Below are 25214 nucleotides of genomic sequence, written 5' to 3'. Positions count from 1 at the left end.
TGCGTGGTGATGATCAGTTGGAGAGAGGTGCGCGACCACCCCTTGCTGGGGCGACCCTCGGCCTTGGGGCTGGTGCTTGGCTCCATCCTGTTCGCCTTGTCGCTGACACCCTCGCTGATCCCGCGCAGCGGGCCGATGCAGGGGCTTTTGGGCGGCATCTGTTTTGCTATCGGCTATTTGATCGGTGCATCTTTGGTGATGCTTTGGGACTGGATGTTAGAGCGTCCCGCCCGGTCCGAGCGTTTCGTGCGCCAAAGCCTTTGGGTGGCGCTGGGCTTGGGCGTGGTGGTGGCCGGTTGGGGGCTTTGGAACGTCACCCGCTGGCAAAACGGCATCCATAGCGCGATGCAAATCCCGCCCGTTGAAAGCGCGCGGCCTTTCACCATTCTCTGCGTCGCGGCTGGGGTCGCAGTGGGGCTGATCGGCATTGGGCGGATCTTCCGGCGGCTTTGGCGGATGATCTCTGCCCAGCTTGAAGGGCTTTTGCCACGCCGTCTGGCGCTGGTGGTCGGGCTGGGGCTGGCCTTCTTGCTCTTTTGGTCGGTCGGCAATGACCTTGTCCTGCGCCGCGTCTTGGGCGCGATGGATGAGACCTATGCCGCCGTCGACAAACTTATCCCGCCTGACCGCGCCGCCCCCAGCGATCCTTTGAAAACCGGCAGCGCGGCCTCGCTTGCCAGTTGGGAGGGGCTTGGGGCCGAGGGACGCAATTGGATCTCGTCGGCCCCCGATGGCGATGAGATCACCGCCGCCACAGGCTTGGCCGCGGTGCAGCCCTTGCGGGTCTATGTCGGTCTGAACAACGCCAAAACCCCCGAAGAACGCGCCGCTCTGGCCTTGGCCGAGGCCAAGCGCGTGGGCGCCTTCGACCGGCGCACTCTGGTCATCGCCACCCCCACCGGCACCGGCTGGATGGACCCGGCGGGGATGCAGGTGCTTGACTATCTGACCGGCGGCGATGTCGCGACAATCGCGGTGCAATATTCCTATCTACCCAGTTGGATGTCGCTGTTTTTGCAACCCGAATACGGATCAGAAACCTCCGAGGCGCTATTCCACGCCATCTACGGCCATTGGCGCAGCCTGCCGATTGAGACCCGCCCGCGGCTCTTTCTCTTTGGCCTCTCGCTTGGCTCGCGCAATGGCGAATTCGCCGCCACCTCGCCGATGACCTTGGGCGATCCGGTGGATGGGGCCTTTTGGGTCGGCCCGCCCTTCGCCGCCACCGGCTGGCGACAGGTGGTCTCGGGGCGTGAGGCAGGCAGCACCGCTTGGGCGCCGCGCTTTGGCGATGGCTCGATCCTGCGCTCGATGACGCAAAAGATTGACCCGGTGGGCGAGGGTGCGGCTTGGGGCGCGGTACGGGTGGTTTATCTTGCTTATCCCTCGGACCCGATTGCGCATTTCACCACCGATACGCTCTGGCGTCGCCCCGATTGGCTGTCCGGCCCGCGCGGTCCCGATGTCTCGCCCGGGCTTGGCTGGTATCCCGTCGTCACCTTCTTGCAGCTGGCGCTGGATATGATGACCGCCACCTCGCCGCCCCCCGGTCGCGGCCATGTCTATGCCGCCCGCGACTATCTGCGCGGCTGGGAAGAGGTTTTGGGGCTAAAGACCCCGCCCGAGACGCTGGCGCGCATCGATCAGGCCTTGGCGGATCAGGGCCTATAGCCCGCCTTTGTGCCTGCAAGCCTTGACTCATTGGCCCAAGGCGCGTATCGCCCGACCCAATTCCCCGGAGGCCAAAGCTTCCGGTCCCATGGGCAAAGCCCGGGATCGCCATCCGTCAGCGCGTTGCGCCCACGGGTGCTTTGCCGCTTTGCCGTCTCGCTTCCCTTCAGGAAGTGGCCCGCAACGATGAGGTGACGCGATGTTCGAGAGCCTGTCAGAACGCCTTGGTGGCGTCTTCGACCGCCTGACCCGGGCTGGCGCGCTGTCCGAAGAGGACGTGATCACCGCGCTGCGCGAAGTCCGCGTGGCTTTGCTTGAGGCTGACGTCTCGCTGCCGGTTGCGCGCGATTTCATCAAGCGGGTGCAAGAAAAGGCCACCGGCTCGGCGGTGACGAAGTCGATCACCCCCGGCCAGATGGTGGTGAAATTCGTCCATGACGAACTGACCCGCGTTCTGGCTGGCGATGAGCCGCCCGAGGCCCTGAAAATCGACAACCCGCCCGCGACCATCCTGATGGTCGGTCTGCAAGGCTCGGGTAAAACCACGACCACGGCGAAGCTCGCCAAGCGTCTGAAAGAGAAGAACGGCAAGAAGGTTCTCCTCGCCTCGCTCGACACCCAGCGCCCGGCGGCTATGGAGCAGTTGGCGATCCTCGGCGTCCAGATCGGCGTCGACAGCCTGCCGATCGTCAAAGGCGAAACGGCGGTGCAGATCGCCAAACGCGCCAAGACCCAAGCCTCGCTTGGTGGCTATGACGTTGTCTTCCTTGATACCGCGGGCCGTCTGCACATCGACGAAGTGTTGATGGACGAGGTCCAAGCCGTCCGCGACATCGCCCAGCCGCGCGAGACGCTTCTGGTGGTTGACGGCCTGACCGGCCAAGACGCGGTCAATGTGGCTTCGGAATTTGACGGCAAAGTCGGCATCTCCGGCGTGGTCCTCACCCGGATGGACGGCGACGGTCGCGGCGGTGCGGCGCTTTCGATGCGCGCCGTCACCGGCAAACCGATCCGCTTCGTCGGCCTTGGCGAGAAGATGGACGCGATTGAGCCCTTCGAGGCCGAGCGCGTCGCGGGCCGCATCCTTGGCATGGGTGACATCGTCGCCCTTGTCGAAAAAGCCCAAGAGACCTTCGAGGCCGAGCAGGCCGAGCGGATGGCCAAGCGCTTCTCCAAAGGTCTGTTCAATATGAACGACCTGCGGATGCAACTGGAACAGATGCTGAAAATGGGCGGGATGCAGGGCCTGATGGGTATGCTTCCCGGCATGGGCGGCATGGCGAAAAAGGCCGAAGAGGCGGGCTTCAACGACAAGATGCTGCGCCGCCAAATCGCGCTCATCAACTCGATGACCAAGCGCGAGCGCGCCAATCCCGATCTTTTGCAAGCCAGCCGCAAGAAGCGCATCGCTGCCGGTGCCGGGCTTGAGGTGTCAGAGCTGAACAAGCTGCTGAAACAGCACAAGCAAATGGCCGATATGATGAAGAAATTCGGCAAAGGCGGCGGCATGAAGCAGATGATCCGTCAGATGATGGGCAAGGGCGGCATGCCCGACCCGTCGAAAATGTCGCCCGAACAGCTCGCCGAAGCCGCCAAAGGCATGCAGCAAGGCCTTGGTGGCATGGGCGGCATGGGTGGTCTTTCCGGTATGGGCGGCATGGGCGGTATGCCGCGCGGCCTGTCGTTGCCGGCCGGTCTCTCGGGGCTGATGAAGAAGAAATGACCCAAGCTCTGGCACAGCATGGCAGCTCTGGCCCGGTCCTTGCGACCGCGCGCCCGCATCTGTGCCAGAGGCTGCGGTCTCAGGCGTTTCGTGACCTGTATCCGACCCTAGCCGCATCTGTGTTGCGCGGTCCCTCGCCATCCGCTGATCCTATGGGAGCCATGCAATGACCGATGCCGTCACCGATCCCACCCTCCGCGCCGCCGAGCTGTTGAAAGAGCACCGCGAGTCGATTGATCGCTTGGACGCGATCCTCGTCTATACGCTGGCCGAGCGCTTCAAACACACCCAAGGCGTGGGCCGGCTGAAAGCCGAGCACAGCCTCCCGCCATCCGACCCCGCCCGCGAGGCGCGTCAGATCGAACGTCTGGAGAAACTGGCCCAAGAGGCCAAGCTGGACCCAGAGTTTGCTAAGAAATTCCTGAACTTCATCATCTCGGAAGTCATCCGGCATCACGAGAGTTTCAAGAAATAACCATCCGCAGAGAGGGCAATCCTGCCCCGCCTGCTAAAAGCCATCCAAAGGAGAAACACTATGGCTATGAAAATCCGGCTCGCCCGCGGCGGTTCGAAAAAGCGCCCGTTCTACTCGATCGTTGCCACCGATTCGCGCAACCCGCGCGACGGCCGCTTCTTGGAAAAGCTGGGCACCTACAACCCGCTCATGGCCAAAGACGCTGAAGGCCGCGTTGTCATGAACATCGAGCGCATCAACCACTGGATCGCCCAAGGCGCCCAGCCGACCGACCGCGTTGCACGCTTCCTCGAAGCCGCTGGCGCACGTCCGAAGAAAGAGCGCTCGAACCCGAAATCGGCTGTTCCGGGCAAAGCTATGGCTGAGCGCGCTGCTAAGAAAGCTGCTCGCAACGAAGCTCCGGCTGCTGCCGAGGAATGATCCTCCCGGGCCTAGGCCTCATTCGGCGGGTGATCACGCTGGGCCTGTGCGGCGCTTGCTTTTGGGCAGGGCTGCAACTGGGCCAAGCGGGGCAGGCGGGTGCCTGCCGCTCCGCCGGAGGGGTCTGGGACCAACGCGGATTTTGCAGCGGCGCTCAGCCATGAGCCCGCTGCAACCGCTTTTCACGACAACTCAAAGCAAAAGGATGTTCTTCGATGTCAGATGAGCTCATCTGTGTCGGCGCCATTGCCGGATCTTTCGGGGTCCAAGGCGAGGTGCGGCTGAAATCCTTCTGCACCGAAGCAGCCGATATTGCCGCTTATGGCCCGGTCTTCACCAAAGACGGCCGCAGCTTCACGCTGAAGCTGACCCGCCCCGTTGCGGGCGGTCTTGGGGGCCGCCTTTCCGGCGTGACCAACAAAGAAGACGCGGATGCCTTAAAAGGGACCGAATTGTTCGTCCCCCGCGCCAAGCTGCCCAAGCTGCCCGATGATGAGTTTTACCACAGCGATCTCATCGGCTTAACCGTGCGCGACACCGGCGGTGAGACCTTGGGTGAGGTGATCTCGGTCCATAATCACGGCGCTGGCGATATCCTTGAAATTCGACTGAATGGGCCAAAATCTGCCCTTCTTCTGCCATTTACCCTTGCCACGGTGCCCACAGTGGATCTTGCGGGCGGGCTGATCATCGTCGATCTGCCCGAGGGGTTGGACTAAGGTCCGAAAGCGGCCAAGCCCTTCCCTGTCCCGCTATCGTTTGGCCTTTGGACATTGGGGGGAATGGCGTGAAACTGCGTGCAAGATGGCTGCAAGCGCCTGCGGCGCTCCTCTACCTTGGGCCTTTGTTGGCGGGCTTTAGCGGCTATGGCTGGGCGCTGTTGCCGCCCTTCGTTCTCATCTTCTGCCTGTGGCTGGTGCAGCTTTGGCCGCAATATTGGCCGCGCCGCTGGTCGCATTGGCGAAAGCCGCGGCTGCTGACCTTGGTGATAAGCCAGGTGCTGACGCAGATCGCGCTGGTCACGCTTCTCTTCGCCATTGGCCGCGGGCTTGCCGGGGTGGCGGGCGGCACTGGCCCTGACGCATCCAGCGGTTTGCCGGCTCTGTCCTTGCCGCTTCTCTTGGGTCTCTCCTTCCTCGCGCTGCCGTTGTCGCGCCTGCTCTGGGATGGTGAAAAAGCCCTGAAACATGGCGTTCGGCTCGAGGAATTGCGCCATCCCCCAGTCGCAGAACCCCAACAGCCGCCCCATGCCCGGCCCGAGGCTGAAATCGCCCCGCTCCTCGCCTTTGCTGATGACGCCCCCGTGACCGAGATCGCCCCGGTGCTTGAGGATGTGATGGATGCCGCTGACGCTTGGCACCGGCTTGAGCTTTTGGGCCAAGCCCTTGCGGGCGCCCCCGACCAACACGGTGCCTTGCGCCGCGCGCTTCTTTTATGGGCGACCGAGCCCGAGGTTTTTGCCTCCGGCGCTGCCCCCACTGCGATCCGCACCGCCTTTGCCGCGGCGGGCCAAGATCTGCCGCTGCTGCAAATGCTCTTGCCCCGCGCGGCCTCACTGGTTCGCAGCTTCCCGGACCGGCGCCACCAATTTCCCGATGCGCAGGCCTTGCAAAGGCTGAGCAAGCTGGGCCTGCCCAACGATCTGGCGGCGGATCTTGCGACCTTAACCGCCACAGTGGGCCGCAAGGCCAGCCGAAGGGCTTGGACTCCGCACAGCCGGCCACAGCCGGGCTAAACCGAACGCGCCTGCGCTCAGCGCAAAGCCGGGGCTTGATGCTGCACCGCTTTCCCCGGATAACCGCCGCATGAGCCAAGAACCCGAACCCGTCCAACCGAAAAGCCACGGTCGCCTGTCGATCAAGGTTAGCATGAAGCCGCGCGATCTGATGGAGGGCGCGCCGCATCTGGCGCAGGCCTTCGAGGCGCGCGTGGTCACGCTTTTCCCCGATGCCTTTCCGGGCACGCTAGGCCTGTCGCTGACCGGCAAAGCGCTGGATGCGGGGCTTTGGCGGCTGAAACCCATTGATCTGCGGACCTTCGGTCTGGGCAAACACCGCACCGTTGATGACACGCCTGCCGGGGGCGGGGCTGGCATGGTCTTGCGTGCCGATGTGGTCGATGCCGCCCTTGAGGCGGCGATGGAGGACACCCCGGCCGACCGCAGCCGCTGGCCGGTGATCTATCTCTCGCCGCGCGGTCGCCGCTTCGATCAAGCGATGGCGCGCCGCTTTGCCGCTTGCGACGGCCTCACCATGCTGTGCGGCCGCTTCGAAGGCGTCGATCAGCGCGTCCTTGATGCGCGCCAGATCGAAGAGGTGAGCCTTGGGGATTTTGTCCTGACCGGGGGCGAATTGCCCGCGCAAGCCATGCTTGATGCCGTGGTGCGGCTCTTGCCCGGCGTCTTGGGCAATGCCGCCTCGACCGAGGAGGAAAGTTTCTCGGATGGTATGCTGGAACACCCGCAATACACCCGGCCCCAAGAATGGCAGGGGGCTGAAATCCCAGCAGTCCTGACCTCGGGCAATCACGGCGAGGTCGCCAAATGGCGCCGCGCCCAGTCTGAGGCATTGACCCAAGAGCGCCGCCCTGATCTCTGGCAAGCGCATCTCGACCGCCAGCCGCCGAAAAAGCAGCGCTGAACAACTTAATAGGGCGGGGGGCTCTGCCCCCCCCATTGCCAATGGCAGCCCCCTCCCGCCGGAGGCTTTCCGAAGCAGCCGGACCCGCCGCGCTTGCCGCAACGCGCAGCGCTTGCCGCAACGCGCAGCGCTTGACCGCAAGCTCTTGTCCCCCTATAGCCACCCCGTCCGGGGCTTCTTGCCCATCGGTCCCGATTCCCTGTGCTTGCTTGCCTTCTTCGGCAAGGTCATTGCCCAGGGCGCGGTTAGCAAAGCAGGCGGCATCTCCGGCGGGCTTGTCCATCAGGGCAGGGATCCGACAGAAGACCAGGAGCTCTGGCGCGGCATCACCTCTGCGGAACCACCGCAGGCAAGAATGGAGACCGGCGCATGAACCTCATCGCCCAGATCGAGGCGGAGCAAATTGCCGCCCTCGGCAAGACCATCCCCGACTTCAAAGCCGGCGACACTGTGCGCGTTGGCTACAAAGTGACCGAAGGCTCGCGTTCGCGCGTTCAGGCCTACGAAGGCGTTTGCATCGCTCGTAAAGGCGGCGCGACCCTGGCGGCTTCCTTCACGGTCCGTAAGATTTCCTTCGGCGAGGGCGTCGAGCGCGTCTTCCCGCTCTACTCGACCAATATCGCGACCATCGAAGTGGTCCGTCGCGGTAAAGTGCGTCGCGCCAAGCTGTACTACCTCCGTGATCGTCGCGGTAAATCCGCCCGGATCGCTGAGAACAGCACCTACAAAGCCAAAGCTGAATAAGAGGAGCCGGAACGATGAAAGAGGGCATTCACCCCGATTATCACTTCATCGAAGTGAAAATGACCGACGGCTCGACCTATCAGACCCGTTCGACCTGGGGCAAAGAAGGCGACACGCTGTCGCTCGACATCGACCCGCTGGCACACCCGGCTTGGACCGGCCAATCGGCCAAGCTGATGGACACCGGTGGCCGCGTGTCGAAGTTCAAAAACAAATACGCTGGCCTCGGCTTCTAAGCCCAGACCCGCAAAGACCAAGAGGGCGCATCTTCGGATGCGCCCTTTTGCATTGCTGCGCCTGACGGGCCTGCGCATGGCATGCGGGACTCACCCAAGGTCGCTGCAGCGGCTTTGTGCCAAAAAGGGCTTCCCCTTTCGGCTGGTCCTTGCCAATAGAAAGACCGGCCAAGAACTCGCGGGCCGCAAAAGGGGGCAATCACATGGCGCATATCATCGTTGTCGGCAACGAGAAGGGGGGCTCGGGCAAGTCCACCACCTGTATGCATGTGGCGACCGCCTTGGCCCGGATGGGTTTTGCGGTTGGCATGTTGGATCTGGACCTGCGCCAGAAGACCTCGGGCCGCTATGTCGAGAACCGCCGCGCTTGGATGGCGCAGGCCGGGATCGAGCTGCCCAGCCCCGAATACCGCGAACTGCCCGAGGTGGATGAGGCAAGCCTCACCCCCGGCGAGAATGCCTTTGACCAGCGGCTGACCAGTGCCGTGGCCGAGATGGACCCGGTGAAAGATTTCATCATCATCGACTGCCCCGGCAGCCATACGCGGCTGAGCCAAGTGGCGCATTCTTTGGCCGATACTCTGATCACGCCGATGAACGACAGCTTTGTCGATTTCGACCTGCTCGCCCGCATCGATCCCGAAAGCGGCAAAGTCAAAGGCCCGTCGATCTATGCCGAGATGGTTTGGGGCGCGCGGCAGCTGCGCGCGCAAGCCGGGCTGAAGCCAATCGATTGGATCGTGTTGCGCAACCGCCTTGGCGCCCAGCAGATGCACAACAAAAAGAAAGTGGGCGCAGCGCTAGAGGATCTCTCGCGCCGCATCGGTTTCCGCGTCGCGCCCGGTTTCTCCGAACGCGTGATCTTCCGCGAGTTGTTCCCGCGCGGCCTCACGCTGCTGGACTTGAAAGATTCCGGCGTTGAGCAGCTCAACATGTCCAACATCGCCGCCCGCCAAGAGCTGCGCGATCTGGTGACCGCGCTGCGTCTCCCCGGCGTTACTGCCCAGTTCTGAAAAGCACCGCCCGCGCGACCGAGACCTGACGCAGCCCGCCCATCTCTTGCAGCCGCTGCTCAAAGGCGCTGTCTTTCGGCTCATCGCGCTGGCGGAAGTTCCACAGCCTTTGCAACAAGCTCAATGCCTTGGCCATCGTCGTCTCTCCTTGCGGTTGGGACGGCTGCGCCAATGGCAACCCTCGCTGGCGCAAGGTTTGAAGCAAAGCGCGGCGGTTTTGTGACAAACCAGCGGGCAAACCGGGGCTTTACCGGGGCGCGCTTGGGCTAGGCCTTGGGGACTTCATCCTCGGCCAGCTCATGGTCCAAGAAGCGCTCAAAGGCATCAAGGTCCAAAGGTTCAAACTGCCCAAAGCCCCGCATCCAAACCGAGGCGCCGCGCAAAGCATCTGGCTCCAGCTTGCACCAAACCACCCGTCCGCGCTTCTCGCGGCTGATCAGCCCGGCTTCCGCCAGCACCTGCAAATGTTTGGAGATCGCCGCCAGACTTTGTTGAAACGGCTGCGCCACATCGGTGACCGCCATGTCATCTTCCAAAAGCATCGCCAAAATCGCCCGCCGCGTTGGATCGGCCAGTGCCGCAAAGATCGCGTCCAGCTTCAGGGTCTCGGCAGGGGAGAGGGTGGGGTCCATCAGGCGACTATCTGGCCCGTGCAGCCATTGTCAACCTAAGGGTTGAATATCGCTCAGCCCTGAATTTGTCACCATATGCCGCAAATTCAGCAAGTGTGAATCTGGAAAATACAACGTTTTCAGTGGTATAACTCGCAGCCTTCATCGCTTGACTCATGGCCCCCCGCCCCCTATTACCGCCGCTGACTGCCACGAGAGGGCCGCAATGGCTTCGGAACCTGATCCCGAGCGTCTGCGTGCGTTGGAACAACGCCTCGCTGCCGCACGCGGAGTGCCGAAGCCGCGCAGTTCAAGCGTGGCGCAAGGGATCTCGCAAGGCGAGATTGCTTGGAGGATGGTGATTGAGCTTGGCGCCGGCATCGTTGTCGGAACCAGCATCGGTTACGGGCTGGATAAGCTTTTCGGCACCTTGCCGATCCTTCTGGTGATCTTCTCGCTCTTGGGGTTTGTCGCGGGGGTGCGCACGATGATGGGCACGGCTCGTGAGATGATGGAAAAGAAGGCAGCTCAGGCTGCCGCAGACGATCAGGCGGCAAAGTCCGCCTTGAACGAGGGGAAGTGAAAAGTGGCGACTGAAGGCGGTTTCTCGATCCACCCGATGGACCAATTCGTGGTCAAGCCGCTCTTCGGCGATGGCCCGGTTGAGTGGTATACGCTGACCAATGTGACCTTGTGGATGGGCCTTGCCCTTGTCTGCATCTTCGCTTTGTTTGTGCTGGCAACCCGTCACCGCGGTCTGATCCCGACCCGGCTGCAATCCATTGCCGAAGTCTTCTATGGCTTCATCCACAATATGGTTGAAGAAGTCGCGGGCCATGAAGGGGTGAAATACTTCCCCCTCGTGATGACGCTCTTCCTCTTCGTGCTGCTGTCGAACCTCCTCGGCCTGCTGCCGATGAGCTTCACCACCACCAGCCATGTCGCTGTGACCGGCGTTCTGGCGCTTCTGGTTTTCCTCGGCGTCACCTTGATCGGCATCAGCCGCAAGGGTCTGGGTTTCTTTGCGATGTTCTGGGTGTCCTCGGCCCCCTTGGCCCTGCGTCCGATCTTGGCGGTGATTGAGGTCATCTCCTACATCATGCGCCCGGTTTCGCACTCGATCCGTCTTGCAGGCAACCTGCTGGCTGGTCACGCTGTTCTCAAAGTTTTCGCGGGCTTTGCCTCGATGGCGATCATCTCGCCGCTCGCGATCGCTGGTGCCGTTGGCATCTATGCGCTCGAGGTGCTCGTGGCTTTCGTTCAAGCCTATGTCTTCACCATTCTGACCTGCGTCTACCTTAAGGACGCGGTGGGCGAAGCCCACCACTAAGGCCCCGGCCTTGGTTCGGTAAGAAATCAAATCTCAAGCTTTTCCAACCTATAGGAGTCTACGACATGGAAGGCGAACTCGCTCTGCTCGGCAAATACATCGGTGCTGGCCTCGCAGCTTTCGGCCTTGCCGGTGCTGGCCTCGGCGTCGGTAACATCGTCGGCAAGTTCCTGGAAGGCGCTCTGCGCAATCCGTCGGCTGCCCCCGGCCAAACCGCGAACCTCTTCGTGGGTATCGCTTTCGCAGAAGCTCTCGGGATCTTCTCGTTCCTGATCGCTCTGCTGCTGATGTTCGCAGTCTGAACCAGCTTCTGACGTAAAAGTGGGAAGCGGCGCGGGTCGGAGACGGCTGGCGCCCTTCCTGTTCAGAACGGTTCGACGGAGAGCATGATGGCAACGGAAACCCACGGCATGAATTGGCATGCTGAGTGTCTTATGGACGCCGGTAGCGCCAAAGGGATGCCGCAGCTTTGCACCGACTGGATGCCGAACCAGGTGTTCTGGCTGCTGGTCACCTTGGTGGTGTTGTTCTTCATCCTGAAGACCATCGCTCTGCCCCGCATTGGCGCCGTTTTGGCCGAGCGTAAAGGCACGATCACCAACGATTTGGCCGCGGCCGAGGAACTGCGTCAAAAGGCCATCGCGGCCGAGCGCAGCTTCAACGAAGCTTTGGCCACCGCCCGCGCGGAAGCCGGGAAGATTGTCGCAGCTGCTAAGGCCGACATCCAAAAAGAATTGGATGCAGCCACGGCGCGGGCAGATCTTGAGATTGGCGCGAAAGCTGCCGAATCTGAAAAGCGGATTGCTGAGATCCGTGAGGGTGCCCTTGCAGCGGTGGAAGCCGTGGCCAAGGACACTGCGGCAGAGCTGGTCACGGCTCTGGGTGGCACGGTCGACGCCGGCGCTGTCACTGCGGCGGTTGCTGCGCGGCTGAAAGGGTAAGGCGATGAAGAAACTTCTCGTTCTTGGGACCGCTCTGGGGGCCGCTGTTGCGGCTGCCGCTCCGGCCCATGCTGCCGCCGGCCCGTTCTTCAGCCTGGGCAACACCGATTTCGTGGTGCTGATCGCCTTCCTCATCTTCGTGGGTATCCTGCTTTACGCAGGCGTGCCGGCGAAGCTGGCTGGGCTTTTGGACAAACGTGCGGCGACGATCAAATCCGAATTGGAAGAAGCGCGTGCTTTGCGTGAAGAAGCCAAATCGGTTCTGGCCTCCTATGAGCGCAAGCAAAAGGAAGTCGCCGAGCAAACCGACCGCATCGTCGCAAATGCCAAGGAAGAAGCTCAAGCTGCGGCAACGCAAGCGAAAGCCGATCTGAAGGTTGCGATCGATCGTCGTCTGGCTGCTGCTGAAGAGCAGATCGCCAGCGCCGAGGCTGCGGCCGTCAAGCAAGTGCGCGAGCGCGCGGTCACCGTGGCAATCGCCGCTGCGACCGATGTGCTGAGCCAGCAAATGTCGGCTGCCTCGACCTCGGCCTCGATCGATGCCGCGATCATCGAGGTGGAAGCCAAGCTGCACTAAGCCGCTTCAGCTGATCCAAAGAAAGAACCCCGTAGCCCCGTGCTGCGGGGTTTTTTCTTTGGCCCGGGCGGGGCAGGGCCATGAAAAAAGGGGCCGATCGCGCGGCCCCTTCTTCGATCCTTCAACAGGGGCCCGCTTAAGGGGCCTCCTCCGCTTACATCGTCGGGCGGATGATGATCTCCACCCGGCGGTTGCGGGCCTTGCCATCGGCGGTCAGGTTCGACGCGACCGGCTGGTCTTCACCCCGGCCATAGGCCGCCAGACGCGCTGCCGGAACGCCCGCGCCGCGCAGGACCGAAGCCACAGCCGAGGCACGGCGCACCGAGAGGTCTTGGTTGTAAGCCGCCGCACCGGTGTTGTCGGTATGGCCGATCACTTCCACGCGGCTGCGCGGATATTTCAGCAGGCTCGAGGCCACAGCGTTCAGATCGCGGGTCAGATCGCCGCGCAGCGTCGCGCTATCGGTCGCAAAGAGCAGGTCTTGCGGCATGTTCACGACCAGATAGTCACCCATATTGGTGACCGAGATGTTCGAGTTCAGCGAGACGCGCAGCTCCGCCGCTTGCCGGTCCAGATCTTGGCCGATCAAAGCACCGCCACCCGCGCCCAATGCGCCGCCGATGATTGCGCCCTTCAGCTCATCACCATCGCCCGAGGTCGCAACGCCAGCCGCTGCCCCCAAGATGCCGCCGATGATCGCGCCGTTCTTGGTGCGCGCATTCGGGTCATCGGGATAGGCATTCGGATCAACGCAAGCCGTCAGGGTCAAAAGGCCCGCAGCGGCCAGCACAAGAGGGGATTTCATCATGAATATGCTCGTTGTCGTTGGAATCAAGCCCGGTCTTAGACCTCGCGGCCCCGGGTTCACCGGTCAGCATAACATGCAGCCCCGCATCCGCACAGAGCCGAGGCTTGATGCGCGGCCTTCTGCCGATGACGAAGCAGTCACTTTCCAGTGCGAAAGGGCGCGCCTTCAGAACTCTGACCGCGCCGCCTCCCAAGCCAGCATGGCGCGCTTGCGCGGCAGGCCCCAGTGATAGCCGCCCAAAGCGCCATCGCGGCGAATGGCGCGGTGGCAGGGGATCAGGAATGAGATCGGATTGCGCCCGACCGCCGTCCCCACCGCGCGATGCGCCGAAGGATGGCCAATCGCCCCGGCAATATCGCCGTAAGTGGTGACATGGCCCGAAGGCACCGCCAGCAAAGCCTCCCAAACCTTGATCTGAAAGGGCGCACCAATCAGATGCAGCTTGGTCTCGCCGCCGCCACCAAAGGCCGCCTGCACCCAAGGCTGCAACCGCTCTGGCGCCTCACGATACTCCGCTTTCGGCCAGCGCCGTTGCAGATCGTCAAAGGCTTCCGCCTCTTCGCCCTCCTCCCCAAAGCCAATGCCGCAAATGCCCCGCTCGGTCCCCATCACCAAGGCCCGCCCAAAGGGCGAGGCGAACCAGCCCCAATAAATCTCCACCCCCGCGCCGCCGCGCGCATAGGCGCCGGGGCTCATCGCCTCCCAGCTTAGGAACAGATCATGCAGCCGCCCGGTGCCCGACAGCCCCAGCTCTTGCGCGGTGGCCAAAGTGGTATGCCGCTCGGCCAGCAAACGCCTCGCATGGTCAAGGCTAAGGTATTGCTGGTATTTCTTCGGCGAGATCCCAACCCATTGGCTAAAGGTGCGCTGGAAATGCGCCGCGCTCATCTGCATCCGCGCCGCCAGATCCTCTAGCGGCAGCCCCGGTGGGGCGGCATCAATCTCGCGCAGAGCCCGACCGATGACCGCGTAGTGATAGGCTGGGGATTGATCGGACATAGCAGCGCTCCTTTGCGGCGAATGTAGGCCAGCGCCCCCCGCCGTGCGACCCGTTTCCTGCGGTTCTTTCCGTCAAAGCTGCGGCGGGGGAACGGAAAGCGCTTTGCCGGGGGGCGCAGCTGCGAAGTCACCCCACGCCCTCACGGCACAGAACACAACCCAAACGCTAAACCTCTTGCCCCAAACCCCAGTTCATGCTGCAAGGCCCTATGGTCAGACAGCTCGATTACCCCGCCATGCATGCCCTTTTCACCCGGTTCCGCGAAGCGGAGGCCGAGCCGAAGGGTGAACTTGACCACACCAATGCCTTCACCTTGCTGGTCGCCGTGGCGCTTTCCGCCCAAGCCACCGACAAGGGCGTGAACAAGGCCACCAAGGCGCTGTTTGAGATCGCCGATACGCCGCAAAAGATGCTCGACCTCGGCGAAGAGCAGGTGATCGAGCATATCAAGACCATCGGCCTTTACCGCAACAAGGCCAAGAACGTCATCAAGCTCAGCCAAAGGCTGGTTGATACCTACGGCGGCGAAGTGCCCTCCAGCCGCGCCGCTTTGGTCACTTTGCCGGGCGTGGGCCGCAAAACCGCCAATGTGGTGCTGAACATGTGGTTCCGCATCCCCGCCCAAGCGGTCGACACCCATATTTTCCGCATCGGCAACCGCTCGGGCATCTGCCCCGGCAAGGATGAGACGGCGGTTGAACGCGCCATCGAAGACAACGTCCCGGCCGAGTTCCAACAACACGCGCATCACTGGCTGATCCTGCATGGTCGCTATATCTGCCTTGCGCGCAAACCCAAATGCGGCATCTGCCCAATCCGGGACTGGTGCCTCTACGAGGATAAGACATGAAAACCTATCAGATCGTCGGCATCGGCAATGCCATCGTGGATGTGCTTTCCACCGCGGATGACAGCTTCCTTGATCTGATGGGGATCGAGAAAGGCATCATGCAATTGGTCGAGCGTGAGCGCGGCGAATTGCTTTACGGCTCGATGAAGGACCGCCGCCAAGCGCCGGGCGGCTCGGTCGCCAATACCGTGGCCGGGATGGGTGCCTTGGGCCTCTCCAGCGCTTTCATTGGCCGGGTGCATGATGATGCTCTGGGGCGGTTCTACGCCCAAGCCTTGGCGGGCCAAGGCACCGATTTCGTCAACCCGCCTGTGGCCGGGGGGGAGTTGCCCACCTCGCGCAGCATGATCTTCGTCTCGCCCGATGGGGAGCGTTCAATGAACACCTATCTGGGGATTTCCTCCGAGCTTGGCCCCGATGATGTCTCGGATGATGTCGCGGGCAGCGCGCAGTTCCTGTTCCTTGAGGGCTATCTTTACGACAAGGACAAGGGCAAGCACGCGTTTGAACGCGCGGCCAAGCTGACCCAATCGGGCGGCGGTAAGGCCGGGATCGCTTTGTCAGACCCGTTCTGCGTCGACCGTCACCGCGATTCGTTCCGCCGGCTGGTCAAGGATCTGGATTATGTGATCGGCAACGAGCACGAATGGTCCTCGCTTTACCAAACCGACCTTGACGCGGCCTTGGCTCAGGCCTCGCAAGATGCAGGTCTCGTGGTCTGCACCCGCTCGGGCGATGAGGTGATCCTCATTCGCGGGGACGAGCGTGTGGTGGTGCCGGTGAACCGCGTGGTGCCGGTTGATGCCACCGGCGCGGGCGACCAATTCGCCGCGGGCTTCATCTACGGCCTTGCCACCGGCAAAGGGCTTGAGGTCGCAGGCCGCATGGGCTGTATCGCCGCGGCCGAGGTCATCGGCCATTTCGGCGCCCGCCCCGAGGCGGATGTGAAGGCACTCTTCCGCGCCGCTGGGCTGATCTGATCCCGCCAGACCCTCACGAGTAAAAGCCGGGCCCGCTTGGTCCGGCTTTTTTGTATGCCAAACCCCAGTGCTTGCTTGCCGTACGTGAACCATACGTAAGCCATACCTTTTCCAGACGTTGGCCATACGCCCTTTCCGCGTTGCCAGAGCCCGCTTCGGGTTCTATCTGCTGCAGGTGAATCGGAGGTCACGCGATGGACATGCCCCAGCCCAACGCTCGCATTATTGCGCGCAAATCCAGCATCCTAGCGCTCCTGTCGCAGGTGCTGCCTCCGGATGCCGTGATCGGCGACCCGGCCGAGACCCGCGCCTATGAATGCGACGCCCTCGCCGCCTATCGCTGCCAGCCCTTGGCCGTGGTCCTGCCCCGCACCACCGAAGAAGTTTCCGCCGTTTTGCGCATCTGCCACGCCGAAGGCGTGCCCGTGGTGCCGCGTGGTGCGGGCACCTCTTTGGCCGGTGGCTCGATGCCGACCGAGGATGCCGTGGTGATGGGTTTGGCCCGGATGACCCGCGTGATCGAAACGGATTATGAGAACCGCTTCATCCATGTTGAGACCGGCCGCACCAATCTCTCCGTCACGCAAGCTGTTGAAGCGGAAGGGTTCTTTTATGCGCCTGATCCCTCTAGCCAGCTTGCCTGCGCGATTGGCGGCAATATCGGCATGAATTCGGGCGGGGCGCATTGCCTGAAATATGGCGTGACGACCAACAACCTTTTGGGCGTTCGGATGGTGCTGATGGACGGCACCGTGACCACGATCGGTGGACCTTGGGATGAGCCTGGGAGCCTTGATCTTCTGGGTGTCGTCTGCGGCTCGGAAGGCCAATTGGGCGTGGTGACCGAGGCCTGGTTGCGCATCCTTCCAAAGCCCGAAGGCGCGCGCCCGGTGCTCGTGGGCTTCGCCGAGAATGAGGTCGCAGGCGCCTGCGTCGCCGATATCATCCGCGCCGGCGTGCTGCCGGTGGCGATCGAATTCATGGACCGTCCCTGCATCGAGGCGACCGAGGCTTTCGCCAAAGCCGGCTACCCCGATTGCGAAGCGCTATTGATCATCGAGGTCGAAGGGTCTGAGGCCGAGATCGCCGAACAATTGGCCAAAATCAAAGAGATAGCCCTCCGCCACAACCCGGTGGAATTCCGCGAAGCGCAAGATGAAGACCAAGCCCGCCGCATCTGGCTGGGCCGTAAATCGGCCTTTGGCGCCATGGGGCAGATCAATGATTACATGTGTTTGGACGGCACGATCCCGGTCTCATCCTTGCCTTATGTGCTGCGCCGCATCGGCGAGATGAGCGCTGAATTTGGCCTTGGCGTCGGCAATGTCTTCCATGCTGGAGACGGCAATATGCACCCGCTGATCCTTTATAATGCCAATAAGCCGGGTGACTTAGCTTTGTGCGAAGCCTTCGGGGCCGAAATCTTGAAGCTTTGCGTCGAGGTCGGCGGTTGCCTGACGGGTGAGCATGGCGTGGGCATCGAAAAGCGCGATCTGATGGTGGTGCAATTTGCCCCGGTTGATCTGGAAGCGCAGATGAGGGTCAAGGATGTCTTTGATCCGCAATGGCTTTTGAACCCAGCCAAGGTGTTTCCTTTGGCGGTAAGTGCCGGGCGGCGCGATGCAGTGACCACCGGGCCGGGGGCCAGCCCCCGGACCCCCGGGATATTTGAGGACAGAAAATGTCAGGCGTGATGCGGCCCGAGACCGAGGCTGAACTGGCGGAGATCGTGGCCGGTGCCGCTGGGCCTTTGGCGATCCAAGGTGGCGGGACACGGCGGATCGGCGGGGCTGAAGGCGCGGTGCTGGAGACCTCCGGTCTGAGCGGTGTTGTCCTTTACGAACCCGCCGCTTTGACCTTGGTGGTGCGCGCTGGAACGCCTTTGGCTGAGGTTGAGGCCTTGCTGGCGGGTGAGCGGCAAAGGCTAGCCTTTGAGCCGCTGGATATGCGGCAAGTGCTTGGCCGCACAGGGGTTTCCACCATTGGCGGCGTTGTGGCGGCCAATGCCAGCGGCCCGCGCCGGGTGCAATCTGGCGCTGCGCGGGATGCGCTGATTGGCGTGCGTTTCGTCTCAGGGCGTGGCGAGGTGGTGAAGTCCGGCGGGCGGGTGATGAAGAATGTCACCGGCTATGATCTGGTGAAGCTGATGGCGGGAAGCCACGGCACATTGGGGGTCCTGAGCGAGCTGTCCTTCAAGCTGCAGGCCCAGCCCGAGGTCGAGGCGACCTTGATCCTTGAGGGGCTGGACGACGGCCCCGGCCTTGCCGCTTTGCGCCGAGCGCTTGGCTCGCCCTTCGATGTCTCGGGCGTTGCGCGTGTTTCGGGCCGTTCGGTCGTTCGGCTTGAGGGGCTTGCAGGCTCGGTCGCCTACCGTGTTGGGCAGTTGCGGGCGGTGCTTCCGGGTGATGTCTCGGTGGTAGAGGGGGAAGCCAGCGCCGAGATTTGGCGTAATGTCAGAGACTTGGCGCCCTTGCAGGGGCCGGAGGGCGATCTTTGGCGGATCTCTTGCCTGCCCACACATGCGGCGGAGCTTGCTGCTGCGATGGGCGGCACGGTGCTTTTTGACCGGGCTGGCGGGCAGGTCTCGATGGTCTTGCCGGAGGGGCAGGGCGAGGCGCTGCAGAAGGCCTTGGCGGGCCGTGGTCAGGCCATCTTGCTGCGTGGCGCAGGCGCTTTGCCCTTCGCCCGATCCTCGGCTGAGGTCTTGGCCTTGTCCGCCGGGCTCAAATCCGCCTTTGATCCCAAAGCTTTGTTCAATCCCGCCCAGAGCCGAGGGCTTTTCTGATGCAAACCCATTTCACTGAAGCTCAGCTGGCTGATCCCGGCGTCGCGCGGGCCAATGAGATCCTGCGCTCTTGCGTGCATTGCGGCTTTTGCACCGCGACTTGCCCGACATATCAGGTGCTTGGCGATGAACTCGACAGCCCGCGCGGTCGGATCTACCTGATTAAGGACATGCTTGAGGCCGGGCGACCGGCGGATGCGCAAACGGTCAAACATGTTGATCGCTGCCTGTCCTGTCTGTCTTGCATGACGACCTGCCCCAGCGGTGTGCATTATATGCATCTCGTCGATCATGCCCGCGTTCATATCGAAAAAACCTATCGCCGTCCGTGGGTTGATCGGATGCTGCGTAACGTTTTGGCCTTTGTGCTGCCCCATCCCGGGCGAATGCGGCTGGCGCTATTGGGGGCCAAGATCATCCGCCCCTTCCGCCGTCTTCTGCCCGATGCGCGGCTGCGGGCGATGGTTGAGATGGCGCCGAAGACCATCCCTCCGGTCTCGCGCAATGACGACCCGCAGGTCTTTGCCGCCACCGCTCCACGCCGGATGCGGGTGGCGCTTTTGACGGGTTGTGCGCAAAAGGCGCTGAACACGGACATCAATGATGCCACGATAAGGCTTCTGCGCCGGCTGGGTTGCGAGGTCGTGGTGGCCAAGGGGCAGGGCTGTTGCGGCGCGCTGACCCATCATATGGGCAAGGAAGATCAAGCACATAGCGCGGCCGCTGCCAATATCCACGCTTGGATGGCAGAGCGGCGCGGCGCGGGGCTTGATGCGGTGGTGATCAACACCTCGGGCTGTGGCACCACGGTCAAAGACTACGGCCATATGTTCCGCAATGACCCGCTGGCGGCGGATGCGGCTGAGATTGCCGGTCTTGCCAAAGATATCTCCGAGGTGCTGGCGCAGATCGGCCTGCCGCAGGGCGCCCCGCGTGAGATGCGGGTGGCCTATCACGCGGCCTGTTCGTTGCAGCATGGCCAGCAGATCAAGTCCGCGCCGAAAGATCTTTTGAAACGCGTGGGTTATGAGGTGGTAGAACCCGCCGACAGCCATCTGTGCTGCGGCTCGGCTGGCACCTATAACCTTCTGCAGCCTGAGATTTCGGCCCAGCTGAAGGCGCGCAAATTGGCCACGCTTGAAGCAAAAGCGCCGCAAGTGATTGCGGCCGGGAACATTGGTTGCATGATGCAGCTTGGGTCAGGAGCCTCGGTTCCGGTGGTGCATACGGTCGAGCTTTTGGACTGGGCGACGGGCGGTCCGATGCCGCGCGCGCTGCATGAAAGTGCCTAAGAAACGCCTGCTTTGCAGCCCAAGTTAGGGGGCCTCATCGCGGCGCTAAGGTAAGGATCGACCCATGTTCCGGCTTAAGCCGTTGATGATTGCGAGTGTTTTTACGCTTTTCGCGGGGACCGCCCTGCCCGAAGAGGGAGCGGTCACGCGGATGCATACGGCCAATGATGCGCGCGGCTGGAACTCGGTCGGCAAGCTGATGATGGGGCAGCGCGGCTTTTGCACCGGGGTGTTGATCGCGCCGGCGCGGGTGCTGACCGCGGCGCATTGTCTTTTCGACAAAGAGACCGGTGCGCGGATGCCGGATGATCAGATCAGCTTTCAGGCCGGTTGGCGCAATGGCCGGGCCGAGGCCTATCGCGGGGTGCGCCGCTCGATCGCGCATCCTGATTTTATCTATAGCGGCGAAGATGATATGGCGCGCGTCGCTTATGATCTCGCGCTGCTTGAACTGGACCAGCCCATTCTTTTGCCGCAGCTGACGCCCTTTGCCATCGACAACCGTCCGGGTGCAGGAGACCATGTTTCGGTCGTCAGCTATGCCAAAGATCGCTCGGAAGTGCCCTCGATCGAGCAAGATTGCCGGGTGATCATCAACACCAAGCCGGCACTGATCCTGTCCTGTGATATCGATTTTGGCTCTTCGGGCGCGCCGGTTTTTACAGTGCAGGATGGGGTGGCGCGGGTGGTCTCGGTGATCTCGGCTAAGGCCGAGATGGAGGGCAATAAGGTGGCGCTTGCGGTGCCTTTGGAGCAACCATTGGCGCAGCTGCAAGAGGCGATGGACCAAGATGCGCCGGGCGAGCGGCCGCGCGGTCCGGTTAAGGTGCTGAAGGGTGGCCTATCGGGCGGCGCGAAGTTTATCACGCCTTAAAAAGCGGGGCGGTCGTCAAATCTGGCCCAAAGGCTTTGCAGCCCTTGGTGTCACGAACCTCTTGAAACCGCGCATCAGCCTTCCCAAATCAGCGTTATCCGGGTGCCAGTCAGGGCCCGGAGGTCCTAGCCCGGCCCCCTGATGGGGCGGGCGCAACCGCATCGCTTTTGAAGGATGACTCCATGCGTAGCTTTGATTTCGCCCCGCTCTACCGTGCCACCGTTGGCTTTGACCGCGTTGCTGATCTGATGGATCGCGCTTTGTCGGCCGATGTCGCTCAGCCGACCTATCCGCCCTATAACATTGAGAAAACCGCCGATGATGCCTATCGCATCTCGATTGCCGTCGCCGGTTTCACCCCCGAAGAGCTGTCGGTTGAAGTGAAGGATGGCCATCTGTTCGTCACTGCCCGCAAGGCCGAAGGTGGGGCTGAGCGCAGCTTCCTGCACCGCGGTATTGCGACCCGCGCCTTTGAGCGCCGCTTCGCCTTGGCCGATCATGTGAAGGTCACCGGTGCCAGCCATGAGCATGGCATGCTGCATATCGAGCTTGCCCGTGAGATCCCCGAAGCCGCGCGCCCGCGCCGGATCGAGATCGCCCAAGGCACCCCGAGCGTGAGCCATGCCGCGATTGAGGCCAAAGCTGAAACCGTGAACTGAACGACGCCTAGACTTTCCTCGTGACGTTTAACAAGTAGCAAAGGCGCGCCACCCGGCGCGCCTTTTTTCATTTTATAACAAGTGTTTGTGCGCTTAGCGGCCCAGGCTTTGCGCCAGTCGCATCAGGTTGACCGCTTCCACTCGGTAGCCGAAAGCATCCTCGCCTTTGGCGGAAAGCGCCAAGGCAATCGCCTCATCCCAGCCCCAGTCGCCAAGATAGGTCGAGCCTTGCAAAAGCTGGCCAAAGCCGGCGATGGCAGCGGCGAAGCGGGCGTCATCACTGGCGGGTTCCGTCCCGGTGATCGGCGTCTCAATGAGCTGGCTGTCTGCGGCACCCGGAGCTTTCCAGCGCAACCGCAGGAAGCCCAACTCACCCTCGGAGGGCTGCACCGGCGCCGCCGTGCCATAGCGCAAAGGCTCATTCAGCAAAGCCTCCGAGCCCGGCGCGGTGATCTCGTAAAGCGCCGTCACTTGGAGCCCGGCGCCGATTTCCCCGGCATCGACCTTGTCATTGTTGAAATCCTCGCGCCGCAAAGCGCGGGTCTCATAGCCGATGAGGCGATATTCTGCGACGGTCGCGGGATTCCATTCGACCTGCACCTTCACATCCTCGGCGATGGCGAAAAGCGCCCCGGTCAGTTGATCGACCAGCACTTTGCGCGCCTCGGACAGCGTGTCGATATAGGCCGCCTGACCATTGCCGTTCTGCGCCAAGGCCTGCATCGTGGCATCATCCAGATTGCCGCGACCAAAGCCCAAGACGGAGAGATAAACCCCCTCCGCTTCGCGCTTTTTGGCGACATAAGCCGTCAGCCCCTCGGGATCCGAGATGCCAAGGTTAAAATCGCCATCGGTGGCCAGAAGGATGCGGCTCACCTCGCCCTCGGCCTGCATCGCCTTGGCGGTCTGATAGGCCAGTTCCAGCCCTTCAGCCCCGGCGGTGCCACCGCCTGCGGCAAGATTATCAAGCGCCGTCAGGATCTTGTCACGCTCACCGGCCTTCGTGGGAGGCAGAACCGCGCCAGCGGAACCGGCATAGGCGATGATCGAGATCTCATCCTCGGCCCGCAATTGCGGCAGCATCAGCGCCAAGGATTGCTTCAACAGACCCAGCTTATTGGGATCTTCCATCGAGCCGGAGGTGTCGATCAGGAACACAAGGTTCAGCGGCGGGCGATCTTCAACCGCAGGCAGCGCGCCTTGCAGCCCGATGCTGACAAGCTTTGTGCCCGGATTCCACGGTGTCGGCTGGATCGAGACCGTGCTGCGGAAGGCCTGATCCGCTGCCGGGGCGGCATAGGCATAGGGGAAGTAATTCACCATCTCTTCGATGCGCACCTGTTCGGGCGCAGGCAGCACCCCGGCGTTCAGCGACGAACGGAGGATCGCATAGCTCGCCGTGTCCACATCGATCGAGAAGGTCGAAACCGGCTCTTCGGCCGTCACTTTGACCGGGTTGGCCTCGGCATTCGCATAGGCCTCGGTATTGGGCAGCGGCTGGGGGGCAAGCTCGGGCAGGGGGGCGGGCATTATGGCCACCGAGGGTGCGAGCATTGAGCTGCTTATGCTCTCGATTTCAGCGGTGGCCGAGCGGCGCGTCATCTGCGGGGCCTCGGCCGCGATCTCGGCGCTGGCGGCATCTGCCATCGGCTCGGCTGTGACATCGGCCAATGGCTCAGTCGGCGCTGTGACATCCAGCCCTTCAGCTTCAGATCTGGCCTTAGCAGCGACATCCGCCGTCGCGGCCGTCGCATTCGCTTCCGGCTTTTGCACGGTTGCAGGCGCGGTCGAGATCGTCGGGGCGGGGCGGGTCACGGGCAGGATCACTGCCACGCCAATCAACAAAGCCGCCACAGAGGTCGAGGCTGCAAGGGCAGGTTTGGTCGTCAAGGCTTTCAGCATGGCTTGCACTCCACTAAAGAACCCCGCCGCACCCATGGCTTGGGGCGGGCGGTCCTCACTGGAACGCAAAGGTGTGGGGCTTCCTTGGAGCCGGTCGAAATTTTCCATAGCCAGCTTCAAAGCGGCCTCGCGTGAGGCCGCATCGGGGGCAGGGGCGGCTTTCAGCGCCGCGCGCAAGGCTTGCAGATCGTCGAACCCGTCACTCATTTCGCTTCCTCCGCGGCCATAGCCTTAAGCCGCTTCTTCACCTCGGACATCCGCCAAGCAATGGTGCCCTCCGAGACGCCCAGCACCGCGCCTGCCTCGGCTTGGGTCATCTCTTCGCCCAAAACCAGAGCGACCGTGTCGCGTAACTCGGGTGTCAGACGCTGCATCGACACCGTCAGCCAATCCAAAGCCTCGGCTTGGGTGGCGATCTCATCCTGCCGGGCCAATTCCCAATCGCCCCAACCGCTTGCCGCCTTGCTGCGGGTCGCGGCACGGCGGCGCTGGTCATGGGCGGCATTGACGACAACGCGGTAGAGCCAAGTGGTGAACTTGGCATCCGCCCGCCAGTTGCGCAGCTTTGCGGGCAAGGCGGCGCAAATGTCTTGCGCCAGATCCTCGGCCTCGGCCTTGGCGCCGGTCAGCCGCCAAGCCAGCCCGTGGATGCGGTCATAATGCCGGGCCACCAGCGTAGCAAAAGCCGCGCGGTCACCGCTTGCGGCGGCTAAAGCAAGGGTCTCATCAGCGGTGTTCATCAGCATAATGGATAACAGACGCGCGCCGTCCGGCAATCCTTGGGACGCTTGGAGAATATTTTCACAAAAAGGCGCCTTTGCTGGCCCTAAGGGGCAAAAGAAAGCCCCCGTCCCGACGGGCGGAACGGGGGCGCTTGGATCGTTTTGGGGAACAAAAGACGATCCAAGGCAACGAGGGGGCTCCAAAGTTACGGGGCTCCAAAGTTACGGGGCTCCAAAGATGCGGGGCTTCGTGAGGCGGGCTTAGTAGATCAGCCCGTCATACAAAGAATAGACGCCCGAGGATGAGTTTAGGTTCCGTGTCGCGCCCGCATCGCGTGCATAAGCGGCGATGGCATTATAGGTGCCGGGGCCGAAAGAGCCGTCGATGCTGCCGCGATAGTAACCGTAGCTGCGCAGGCTGCGCTGAATGGCGCGACGCTCGGCATGGGAATAGCTGTTGAAGGCCTGACCCGCCGGCGTCGCATAGACCGAGCGGTAGCTCGGCGCCGGATCGCGGTAGCGCGGCGGTTCGACGTAGCGAGGCGGCTCAACGTAGCGCGGGGGCTCGACATAACGCGGACTGTTGTTGCGGTGGCGATTGTTGTCGATCAGCTCATCCACGATAATCGCGGTCAAAGCGCCAGCAACGAAGCCTTGTTCTTTCTTGCCCCAAGCATGGGCCGGGGCGGCGGCAGAGGCCGCAATGGCCAAAGCAGCAAGCGCAGCGAAGCCTTTGTTTTTCATCATGGGCAGCATGACTTTGTCCTTTCGGTTCAGGGTCTGCACCGCTGCCGAGGAGAAGGCTTTGGTGCGATGAGGCCAAGATGGTCTGCATCGCCCTGCTAAGCAAAATCGTCGCTTGGTTATGAGATAGCGTAAGCAATATCAGGGGGTTAGACGGGTGACGCCCAAGCAAAAAGGCGGGCCCTTGCGGACCCGCCTTTGCTTTAACCAGCCGTAAG

General features: G+C 62.5%; 29 protein-coding genes. 22 read left to right on the top strand and 7 right to left on the bottom strand.

Annotated elements, in window-relative coordinates:
- The first annotated feature begins 9 nt into the window (after nt 1-9).
- The 10 genes from Q9295_RS13840 to Q9295_RS13795 all read left to right on the top strand — a co-directional run bounded on the left by Q9295_RS13840 (nt 10) and on the right by Q9295_RS13795 (nt 8921).
- The gene (locus tag Q9295_RS13840; protein ID WP_306681160.1) at nt 10-1671 is read left to right on the top strand and encodes an alpha/beta hydrolase; all 1662 of its coding nucleotides are present in this window, start codon (nt 10-12) and stop codon (nt 1669-1671) included.
- Between the two features lie 199 nt (nt 1672-1870).
- Complete coding sequence (gene ffh / locus Q9295_RS13835; protein ID WP_306681159.1) at nt 1871-3394, top strand: signal recognition particle protein; 1524 nt, start codon at nt 1871-1873, stop codon at nt 3392-3394.
- Between the two features lie 166 nt (nt 3395-3560).
- Nucleotides 3561-3869 carry a chorismate mutase gene (locus tag Q9295_RS13830; protein ID WP_306681158.1) on the top strand — a complete coding sequence of 103 codons (309 nt, stop codon included), beginning with the start codon at nt 3561-3563 and terminating at the stop codon, nt 3867-3869.
- 60 nt (nt 3870-3929) lie between these two features.
- A complete protein-coding gene (rpsP, locus tag Q9295_RS13825) occupies nt 3930-4289 on the top strand; it encodes a 30S ribosomal protein S16 (RefSeq protein WP_306681157.1) in 360 nt (119 codons plus the stop codon).
- 215 nt (nt 4290-4504) lie between these two features.
- The gene (rimM, locus tag Q9295_RS13820) at nt 4505-5008 is read left to right on the top strand and encodes a ribosome maturation factor RimM (RefSeq protein WP_306681156.1); all 504 of its coding nucleotides are present in this window, start codon (nt 4505-4507) and stop codon (nt 5006-5008) included.
- Between the two features lie 68 nt (nt 5009-5076).
- The gene (locus Q9295_RS13815; protein ID WP_306681155.1) at nt 5077-6024 is read left to right on the top strand and encodes a hypothetical protein; all 948 of its coding nucleotides are present in this window, start codon (nt 5077-5079) and stop codon (nt 6022-6024) included.
- Between the two features lie 70 nt (nt 6025-6094).
- Complete coding sequence (gene trmD / locus Q9295_RS13810) at nt 6095-6928, top strand: tRNA (guanosine(37)-N1)-methyltransferase TrmD (RefSeq protein WP_306681154.1); 834 nt, start codon at nt 6095-6097, stop codon at nt 6926-6928.
- A gap of 369 nt (nt 6929-7297) precedes the next feature.
- Nucleotides 7298-7672, top strand: a complete 375-nt coding sequence (gene rplS / locus Q9295_RS13805; protein ID WP_306681153.1) for a 50S ribosomal protein L19 — start codon at nt 7298-7300, stop codon at nt 7670-7672.
- 14 nt (nt 7673-7686) lie between these two features.
- The gene (gene rpmE, locus Q9295_RS13800; protein ID WP_306681152.1) at nt 7687-7908 is read left to right on the top strand and encodes a 50S ribosomal protein L31; all 222 of its coding nucleotides are present in this window, start codon (nt 7687-7689) and stop codon (nt 7906-7908) included.
- Nucleotides 7909-8111: 203 nt separating this feature from the next.
- A complete protein-coding gene (locus Q9295_RS13795) occupies nt 8112-8921 on the top strand; it encodes a division plane positioning ATPase MipZ (RefSeq protein ID WP_306681151.1) in 810 nt (269 codons plus the stop codon).
- Here the strand turns inward: Q9295_RS13795 and Q9295_RS13790 are convergent.
- Together Q9295_RS13790 and Q9295_RS13785 are read right to left on the bottom strand one after the other, a co-directional pair.
- Nucleotides 8905-9057, bottom strand: a complete 153-nt coding sequence (locus Q9295_RS13790; RefSeq protein ID WP_306681150.1) for a hypothetical protein — start codon at nt 9055-9057, stop codon at nt 8905-8907. The genes Q9295_RS13795 and Q9295_RS13790 overlap by 17 nt on opposite strands.
- A gap of 130 nt (nt 9058-9187) precedes the next feature.
- Nucleotides 9188-9553, bottom strand: coding sequence for an ArsR/SmtB family transcription factor (locus tag Q9295_RS13785; protein WP_306681148.1), 366 nt, complete (start codon nt 9551-9553; stop codon nt 9188-9190).
- A 205-nt stretch (nt 9554-9758) separates the two neighbouring features.
- On the opposite strand from Q9295_RS13785, the gene Q9295_RS13780 reads away from it, so the two are divergent.
- From Q9295_RS13780 to Q9295_RS13760, 5 genes are all read left to right on the top strand, one after another.
- Nucleotides 9759-10115 carry an AtpZ/AtpI family protein gene (locus Q9295_RS13780; protein ID WP_306681147.1) on the top strand — a complete coding sequence of 119 codons (357 nt, stop codon included), beginning with the start codon at nt 9759-9761 and terminating at the stop codon, nt 10113-10115.
- Between the two features lie 36 nt (nt 10116-10151).
- Complete coding sequence (locus tag Q9295_RS13775) at nt 10152-10862, top strand: F0F1 ATP synthase subunit A (RefSeq protein WP_306681231.1); 711 nt, start codon at nt 10152-10154, stop codon at nt 10860-10862.
- A gap of 65 nt (nt 10863-10927) precedes the next feature.
- Nucleotides 10928-11164, top strand: coding sequence for a F0F1 ATP synthase subunit C (locus Q9295_RS13770; RefSeq protein WP_226936586.1), 237 nt, complete (start codon nt 10928-10930; stop codon nt 11162-11164).
- Nucleotides 11165-11251: 87 nt separating this feature from the next.
- Nucleotides 11252-11803, top strand: coding sequence for a F0F1 ATP synthase subunit B' (locus Q9295_RS13765; protein WP_306681146.1), 552 nt, complete (start codon nt 11252-11254; stop codon nt 11801-11803).
- A gap of 4 nt (nt 11804-11807) precedes the next feature.
- Nucleotides 11808-12380 (top strand): F0F1 ATP synthase subunit B, encoded by a 573-nt coding sequence (locus Q9295_RS13760; protein WP_306681145.1) that lies wholly within the window; start codon nt 11808-11810, stop codon nt 12378-12380.
- 154 nt (nt 12381-12534) lie between these two features.
- Here the strand turns inward: Q9295_RS13760 and Q9295_RS13755 are convergent, their stop codons facing one another.
- Both Q9295_RS13755 and Q9295_RS13750 read right to left on the bottom strand, forming a co-directional pair.
- The gene (locus Q9295_RS13755) at nt 12535-13194 is read right to left on the bottom strand and encodes a YiaD family glycine zipper/OmpA-like lipoprotein (RefSeq protein ID WP_306681230.1); all 660 of its coding nucleotides are present in this window, start codon (nt 13192-13194) and stop codon (nt 12535-12537) included.
- A 159-nt stretch (nt 13195-13353) separates the two neighbouring features.
- Nucleotides 13354-14187, bottom strand: coding sequence for a methylated-DNA--[protein]-cysteine S-methyltransferase (locus tag Q9295_RS13750; RefSeq protein WP_306681144.1), 834 nt, complete (start codon nt 14185-14187; stop codon nt 13354-13356).
- 209 nt (nt 14188-14396) lie between these two features.
- Here Q9295_RS13750 and nth point away from each other — a divergent pair, with 209 nt between their 5' ends.
- From nth to Q9295_RS13715, 7 genes are all read left to right on the top strand, one after another.
- On the top strand, nt 14397-15038 hold the full coding sequence (gene nth / locus Q9295_RS13745; protein ID WP_306681143.1) for an endonuclease III: 642 nt from the start codon (nt 14397-14399) through the stop codon (nt 15036-15038).
- The gene (locus Q9295_RS13740; protein ID WP_306681142.1) at nt 15035-16018 is read left to right on the top strand and encodes an adenosine kinase; all 984 of its coding nucleotides are present in this window, start codon (nt 15035-15037) and stop codon (nt 16016-16018) included. Before nth ends, Q9295_RS13740 begins: the two co-directional genes overlap by 4 nt.
- Before the next feature lie 194 nt (nt 16019-16212).
- Nucleotides 16213-17712 (top strand): FAD-linked oxidase C-terminal domain-containing protein, encoded by a 1500-nt coding sequence (locus Q9295_RS13735; RefSeq protein ID WP_306681141.1) that lies wholly within the window; start codon nt 16213-16215, stop codon nt 17710-17712.
- Nucleotides 17712-18803, top strand: a complete 1092-nt coding sequence (locus Q9295_RS13730) for an FAD-binding protein (protein ID WP_306681229.1) — start codon at nt 17712-17714, stop codon at nt 18801-18803. Before Q9295_RS13735 ends, Q9295_RS13730 begins: the two co-directional genes overlap by 1 nt.
- Complete coding sequence (gene glcF, locus Q9295_RS13725; RefSeq protein ID WP_306681140.1) at nt 18803-20095, top strand: glycolate oxidase subunit GlcF; 1293 nt, start codon at nt 18803-18805, stop codon at nt 20093-20095. Before Q9295_RS13730 ends, glcF begins: the two co-directional genes overlap by 1 nt.
- A 64-nt stretch (nt 20096-20159) precedes the next feature.
- On the top strand, nt 20160-20969 hold the full coding sequence (locus Q9295_RS13720; RefSeq protein WP_306681139.1) for a trypsin-like serine peptidase: 810 nt from the start codon (nt 20160-20162) through the stop codon (nt 20967-20969).
- A 182-nt stretch (nt 20970-21151) separates the two neighbouring features.
- A complete protein-coding gene (locus Q9295_RS13715; RefSeq protein WP_306681138.1) occupies nt 21152-21628 on the top strand; it encodes an Hsp20 family protein in 477 nt (158 codons plus the stop codon).
- 93 nt (nt 21629-21721) lie between these two features.
- On the opposite strand, the gene Q9295_RS13710 is transcribed toward Q9295_RS13715, so the two are convergent.
- The 3 genes from Q9295_RS13710 to Q9295_RS13700 all read right to left on the bottom strand — a co-directional run bounded on the left by Q9295_RS13710 (nt 21722) and on the right by Q9295_RS13700 (nt 25008).
- Nucleotides 21722-23737, bottom strand: a complete 2016-nt coding sequence (locus tag Q9295_RS13710; RefSeq protein ID WP_306681137.1) for a vWA domain-containing protein — start codon at nt 23735-23737, stop codon at nt 21722-21724.
- Nucleotides 23734-24270, bottom strand: coding sequence for an RNA polymerase sigma factor (locus tag Q9295_RS13705; RefSeq protein WP_306681136.1), 537 nt, complete (start codon nt 24268-24270; stop codon nt 23734-23736). Before Q9295_RS13705 ends, Q9295_RS13710 begins: the two co-directional genes overlap by 4 nt.
- Nucleotides 24271-24513: 243 nt before the next feature.
- Nucleotides 24514-25008 (bottom strand): peptidoglycan-binding protein, encoded by a 495-nt coding sequence (locus tag Q9295_RS13700; protein WP_306681135.1) that lies wholly within the window; start codon nt 25006-25008, stop codon nt 24514-24516.
- Nucleotides 25009-25214: the final 206 nt, after the last annotated feature.

This window comes from Pseudogemmobacter lacusdianii (assembly GCF_030848395.1).
GTDB lineage: Bacteria > Pseudomonadota > Alphaproteobacteria > Rhodobacterales > Rhodobacteraceae > Pseudogemmobacter > Pseudogemmobacter lacusdianii.
This window is presented reverse-complemented; position numbering and strand designations above follow the sequence as displayed.

What these genes read in the sequence shown, in the direction of transcription:
- Q9295_RS13840 (WP_306681160.1), top strand. Translation starts at nt 10, where the DNA reads ATGATCAGTTGGAGAGAGGTGCGCGACCACCCCTTGCTGGGGCGACCC.
- ffh (WP_306681159.1), top strand. Translation starts at nt 1,871, where the DNA reads ATGTTCGAGAGCCTGTCAGAACGCCTTGGTGGCGTCTTCGACCGCCTG.
- Q9295_RS13830 (WP_306681158.1), top strand. Translation starts at nt 3,561, where the DNA reads ATGACCGATGCCGTCACCGATCCCACCCTCCGCGCCGCCGAGCTGTTG.
- rpsP (WP_306681157.1), top strand. Translation starts at nt 3,930, where the DNA reads ATGGCTATGAAAATCCGGCTCGCCCGCGGCGGTTCGAAAAAGCGCCCG.
- rimM (WP_306681156.1), top strand. Translation starts at nt 4,505, where the DNA reads ATGTCAGATGAGCTCATCTGTGTCGGCGCCATTGCCGGATCTTTCGGG.
- trmD (WP_306681154.1), top strand. Translation starts at nt 6,095, where the DNA reads ATGAGCCAAGAACCCGAACCCGTCCAACCGAAAAGCCACGGTCGCCTG.
- rplS (WP_306681153.1), top strand. Translation starts at nt 7,298, where the DNA reads ATGAACCTCATCGCCCAGATCGAGGCGGAGCAAATTGCCGCCCTCGGC.
- rpmE (WP_306681152.1), top strand. Translation starts at nt 7,687, where the DNA reads ATGAAAGAGGGCATTCACCCCGATTATCACTTCATCGAAGTGAAAATG.
- Q9295_RS13795 (WP_306681151.1), top strand. Translation starts at nt 8,112, where the DNA reads ATGGCGCATATCATCGTTGTCGGCAACGAGAAGGGGGGCTCGGGCAAG.
- Q9295_RS13790 (WP_306681150.1), bottom strand. Translation starts at nt 9,057, where the DNA reads ATGGCCAAGGCATTGAGCTTGTTGCAAAGGCTGTGGAACTTCCGCCAG.
- Q9295_RS13785 (WP_306681148.1), bottom strand. Translation starts at nt 9,553, where the DNA reads ATGGACCCCACCCTCTCCCCTGCCGAGACCCTGAAGCTGGACGCGATC.
- Q9295_RS13780 (WP_306681147.1), top strand. Translation starts at nt 9,759, where the DNA reads ATGGCTTCGGAACCTGATCCCGAGCGTCTGCGTGCGTTGGAACAACGC.
- Q9295_RS13775 (WP_306681231.1), top strand. Translation starts at nt 10,152, where the DNA reads ATGGACCAATTCGTGGTCAAGCCGCTCTTCGGCGATGGCCCGGTTGAG.
- Q9295_RS13770 (WP_226936586.1), top strand. Translation starts at nt 10,928, where the DNA reads ATGGAAGGCGAACTCGCTCTGCTCGGCAAATACATCGGTGCTGGCCTC.
- Q9295_RS13765 (WP_306681146.1), top strand. Translation starts at nt 11,252, where the DNA reads ATGGCAACGGAAACCCACGGCATGAATTGGCATGCTGAGTGTCTTATG.
- Q9295_RS13760 (WP_306681145.1), top strand. Translation starts at nt 11,808, where the DNA reads ATGAAGAAACTTCTCGTTCTTGGGACCGCTCTGGGGGCCGCTGTTGCG.
- Q9295_RS13750 (WP_306681144.1), bottom strand. Translation starts at nt 14,187, where the DNA reads ATGTCCGATCAATCCCCAGCCTATCACTACGCGGTCATCGGTCGGGCT.
- nth (WP_306681143.1), top strand. Translation starts at nt 14,397, where the DNA reads ATGGTCAGACAGCTCGATTACCCCGCCATGCATGCCCTTTTCACCCGG.
- Q9295_RS13740 (WP_306681142.1), top strand. Translation starts at nt 15,035, where the DNA reads ATGAAAACCTATCAGATCGTCGGCATCGGCAATGCCATCGTGGATGTG.
- Q9295_RS13735 (WP_306681141.1), top strand. Translation starts at nt 16,213, where the DNA reads ATGGACATGCCCCAGCCCAACGCTCGCATTATTGCGCGCAAATCCAGC.
- Q9295_RS13730 (WP_306681229.1), top strand. Translation starts at nt 17,712, where the DNA reads ATGCGGCCCGAGACCGAGGCTGAACTGGCGGAGATCGTGGCCGGTGCC.
- glcF (WP_306681140.1), top strand. Translation starts at nt 18,803, where the DNA reads ATGCAAACCCATTTCACTGAAGCTCAGCTGGCTGATCCCGGCGTCGCG.
- Q9295_RS13720 (WP_306681139.1), top strand. Translation starts at nt 20,160, where the DNA reads ATGTTCCGGCTTAAGCCGTTGATGATTGCGAGTGTTTTTACGCTTTTC.
- Q9295_RS13715 (WP_306681138.1), top strand. Translation starts at nt 21,152, where the DNA reads ATGCGTAGCTTTGATTTCGCCCCGCTCTACCGTGCCACCGTTGGCTTT.
- Q9295_RS13710 (WP_306681137.1), bottom strand. Translation starts at nt 23,737, where the DNA reads ATGAGTGACGGGTTCGACGATCTGCAAGCCTTGCGCGCGGCGCTGAAA.
- Q9295_RS13705 (WP_306681136.1), bottom strand. Translation starts at nt 24,270, where the DNA reads ATGAACACCGCTGATGAGACCCTTGCTTTAGCCGCCGCAAGCGGTGAC.
- Q9295_RS13700 (WP_306681135.1), bottom strand. Translation starts at nt 25,008, where the DNA reads ATGCTGCCCATGATGAAAAACAAAGGCTTCGCTGCGCTTGCTGCTTTG.